A 3,261-nucleotide genomic window follows, 5' to 3' on the forward strand; every position below is an offset into this window, starting at 1 on the left:
ACCAGGCCCAGTTCGCGGTCGGCCGCGGCCCGCAGCGGGCGCAGGTGCCGGGGCTCCAGGCCGTGGCCCGCGAGCACGACGGCGGCCCGGGCCACGTCCATCGCGTGGCTCGGGTAGCCGCCGTCGGGATCGACGGGCAGGAGCGAGTACTGATCCAGCTCGGCCAGCAGCTCCTCGCCCGCCCCGGATTCGGCGGCGAGCTCGGCACGGGTCCACGACCGGCGGCCCCCGGCGACCTCGCGGCCGAGCCGCTCCGCGTCCGAGGACGCCGGGGCCGCCGCGGTTCCGGGCAGGCCGGTGGGGCGTTCACCGCGGTCCAGCGCGGCCAGGTGGTCGGCGATCACCTTGAGCGGCAGGAAGTGGTCGCGCTGCAGGGCGAGGACGAACCGGAGCCGGTCCACGTCCTCGGGCCGGAAGCGCCGGTAGCCGGCGCTGGTCCGCTCGGGCAGCACGAGGCCGCGGTCCTCCAGGAAGCGCACCTTGGACGCGGTGACGCCGGGGAATTCGACTTCGAGGGAGGCTACGACCTCGCCGATGCCCAGCCGGCCCGCAGGGCGGGCGGTGGGGACGGCGTCGGGGCGCGGGCGCGGATCGGTCACGAGGATGACGGCTCAGCCCCGCGCCGGCCCGGCGTAGTACGTGAGCCGGTACTTGCCGATCTGCACGTGCATCCCGGAGCGCAGCAGGATCTCGTCCACGCGGTCGTGGTTCACGAAGGTGCCGTTGAGGGAGTTCAGGTCCACGAGCCGGTGGCCGCCGTCCTCGGCCCGGAACTCCGCGTGACGACGGGAGACGGTGACGTCGTCGAGGAAGATGTCCGCGTCCGGGTGGCGCCCCACGGAGACCACGTCCTCGTCCAGCAGGAAGCGGGCGGACTGGTCCGGGCCCTCGTGGGCGAGCAGCAGCGCGGAACCGGCCGGGAGGGCGCGGATCGCGTCCGACTCCTCGCGGGTGAGGTCCGCCGAGACCAGCGGCGCCAGCTCGGTGAGGTTGATGGCGGAGGTGGACAGGTCCGGTTCACGTCCGGGCTGGTTCATGGGGTGCTCCTGTGCGGGGGCCGGCGCCGCGGCGCCGGATGGAGAGACGAAGGGGACGCCGTCGCCCCGCCGGCCAGCGACGGGGCGACGGCGGACGGGGCTCAGCTGGTGTGCGAGGCGTAGCCCTCGGCGTCCATGAGGCCCTCGAGCTGGGCCTCGTCCGCGAGGGTGATCTCGAACAGCCAGCCGCCCTCGTAGGGGGCAGAGTTGACCAGGCCGGGCTCGCCGTCGAGCTCGTCGTTGACGGCGGCCACGGTGCCGGAGACCGGGGCGTAGATGTCCGAGACGGACTTCGTGGACTCGACCTCGCCCACCGCGGTGCCCGCGGTGACCTCGGTGCCGACCTCCGGCAGGTCCACGTACACGACGTCACCCAGCGCGTCCTGGGCGAAGTCGGTGATGCCCACGCGGACCGTGCCGGCGGCACCGGCCTTGGCGATCCACTCGTGCTCGGCGGAGTACTTCAGGCCTTCGGGGATGGAGCTCATGGAGTGCGCGTCCTTTGCGTGGTCGGGAGTGATGACGTCGTCTCGCAGACTACCGAGCGGCGCGTGATTCGCGCCACTGGCGCGCTCAGAGCACGCCGCGCATGCCGCGACGCACCGGCTTGGCGATGGCCAGCACGAGCAGGCCCACGCCGAGGGTGACCGCGCCGATCACGCCGAAGTAGCCCACCTCGTTCTCTTCCGAGTAGGAGCCGGCCAGGGAGCCTGCCAGGGCCGTGCCCAGGGCGACGGACAGGTTGTACAGCGACACCATCATCACCGGGTAGCTGCGCGGGGCGACCTTGGTGGCCAGGGAGAGGCCCACCGGGGAGACGAGCAGCTCGCCCATGGTGCAGACGAAGAGGATCAGCGTCAGCCACAGCAGCGGCACGGCGACGACGTCGGCCACCGGGATGAACAGCAGGAAGGCGATGCCGATCAGGACAATGCCGATGCCGAACTTCACCGGGGTGGCGGGCTGGCGGGTGCCCAGCTTGGTCCACAGCGCGGCGAACACGGGGGCGAACACGATGATGAAGATCGGGTTGATGGAGTTGACCCACTCCATGGGCATGAGCCAGCCGAACAGGTTCCGGTCGAGGCGGTTCTCGGAGTACAGCGCGATCACGGTGAACTGCTGCTGGAAGAGGGCGAAGAACACGGACGTGCCGATGAACAGCGGGATGAACGCCTTCACGCGCGAGCGCTCCTCCTCCGTGACCTTCGTGGAGGTCAGCAGGACGGCGAAGATCGCGATGGCCGCGACGGCGGCGAGCACGACGACGGCGTCGGAGAGGTTGCCCAGGGTGACGACGCCCGTGAGGAACAGGGCCACGACGACGGCGACCATCCCCAGACCGATCAGGCCCCAGCGGCCGTACTGCGACCGCGGCAGCGGGTCCGGGACCCGGTGCACGTCCGTGGGCAGGTTCTTGCGGGTCAGGGCGTACTGCGCCAGGCCGATGGCCATGCCGGCGGCGGCGAGGCCGAAGCCCACGTGGAAGCCCATCGTGTCGCGTGCCAGGCCGGTGAGCAGCGGGCCGAAGAGGGCGCCGATGTTCACGCCCATGTAGAAGATGGAGAAGCCGGCATCGCGCTTGGGGTCCTCGCGGGAGTACAGGGAGCCGACGAGGTTCGTGGCGTTGGCCTTGAGGCCGCCCGAACCGACGGCGACGAGCACGAGGCCCAGGGTCAGGCCCGGGACGCCCGGGACGAGGGCCAGCGCGATGTGGCCCAACATGATCCCGACGGCGCTGACGAACATGGTGCGCTCGGAACCGAGCAGGCGGTCGGCGACCCAGCCGCCGAGGATGCAGAACACGTACACCATGCCGCCGTAGGCGCCGACGATGCCCGTGGCCACGGCCGGGTCGATCCCGAGGCCGCCCTCCGCGGCGGTCCAGGACATGTAGTACACGAGCATCGCCTGCATGCCGTAGAAGGAGAAGCGCTCCCACAGCTCCACGGAGAACAGGTTCGCCAGCGGGCCGGGCTGGCCGAGGAACGGGCGGCCGCGCCAGTCGGGGGTGGCGTCGTCGGGACGGGTGGCCGTCGACGCCGCCACGCGGGCGGACGGCTCGACGTCGGGCACGCGGCCCGCGAGAGGATTCTGGGGATTTTCCACCGATCTACTGTCCTCCTCCGAGGGAGCCAGGGCAAACTCCCTGCCCGGTGACGCCGATCACATCCGCGGCCCGGGCGGCGTCCGTCCTAGATGTAAGAGGTCATGACGTTGTTGA

General features: G+C 71.5%; 4 protein-coding genes. All 4 read right to left on the reverse strand.

Annotated features, from left to right (window positions below; genetic code table 11):
• On the reverse strand, positions 1 to 599 hold a 599-nt coding region (locus tag HMPREF3105_RS04945; protein ID WP_070708891.1), incomplete at its 3' end, for a transcriptional regulator FtsR.
• A 12-nt stretch (positions 600 to 611) separates the two neighbouring features.
• Positions 612 to 1,037, reverse strand: coding sequence for an FHA domain-containing protein (locus HMPREF3105_RS04950; protein WP_002854606.1), 426 nt, complete (start codon positions 1,035 to 1,037; stop codon positions 612 to 614).
• Between the two features lie 101 nt (positions 1,038 to 1,138).
• Positions 1,139 to 1,525, reverse strand: coding sequence for a glycine cleavage system protein GcvH (gcvH, locus tag HMPREF3105_RS04955; RefSeq protein WP_070708890.1), 387 nt, complete (start codon positions 1,523 to 1,525; stop codon positions 1,139 to 1,141).
• 85 nt (positions 1,526 to 1,610) lie between these two features.
• Entirely contained in the window at positions 1,611 to 3,146 is a 1,536-nt protein-coding gene (locus HMPREF3105_RS04960) for a peptide MFS transporter (protein WP_083325300.1), read from the reverse strand.
• Positions 3,147 to 3,261: the final 115 nt, after the last annotated feature.

The organism is Micrococcus sp. HMSC31B01, assembly GCF_001816085.1.
Taxonomy (GTDB): Bacteria; Actinomycetota; Actinomycetes; order Actinomycetales; family Micrococcaceae; genus Micrococcus; species Micrococcus luteus.

What these genes read in the sequence shown, in the direction of transcription:
- gcvH (WP_070708890.1), bottom strand. Translation starts at nt 1,525, where the DNA reads ATGAGCTCCATCCCCGAAGGCCTGAAGTACTCCGCCGAGCACGAGTGG.
- HMPREF3105_RS04950 (WP_002854606.1), bottom strand. Translation starts at nt 1,037, where the DNA reads ATGAACCAGCCCGGACGTGAACCGGACCTGTCCACCTCCGCCATCAAC.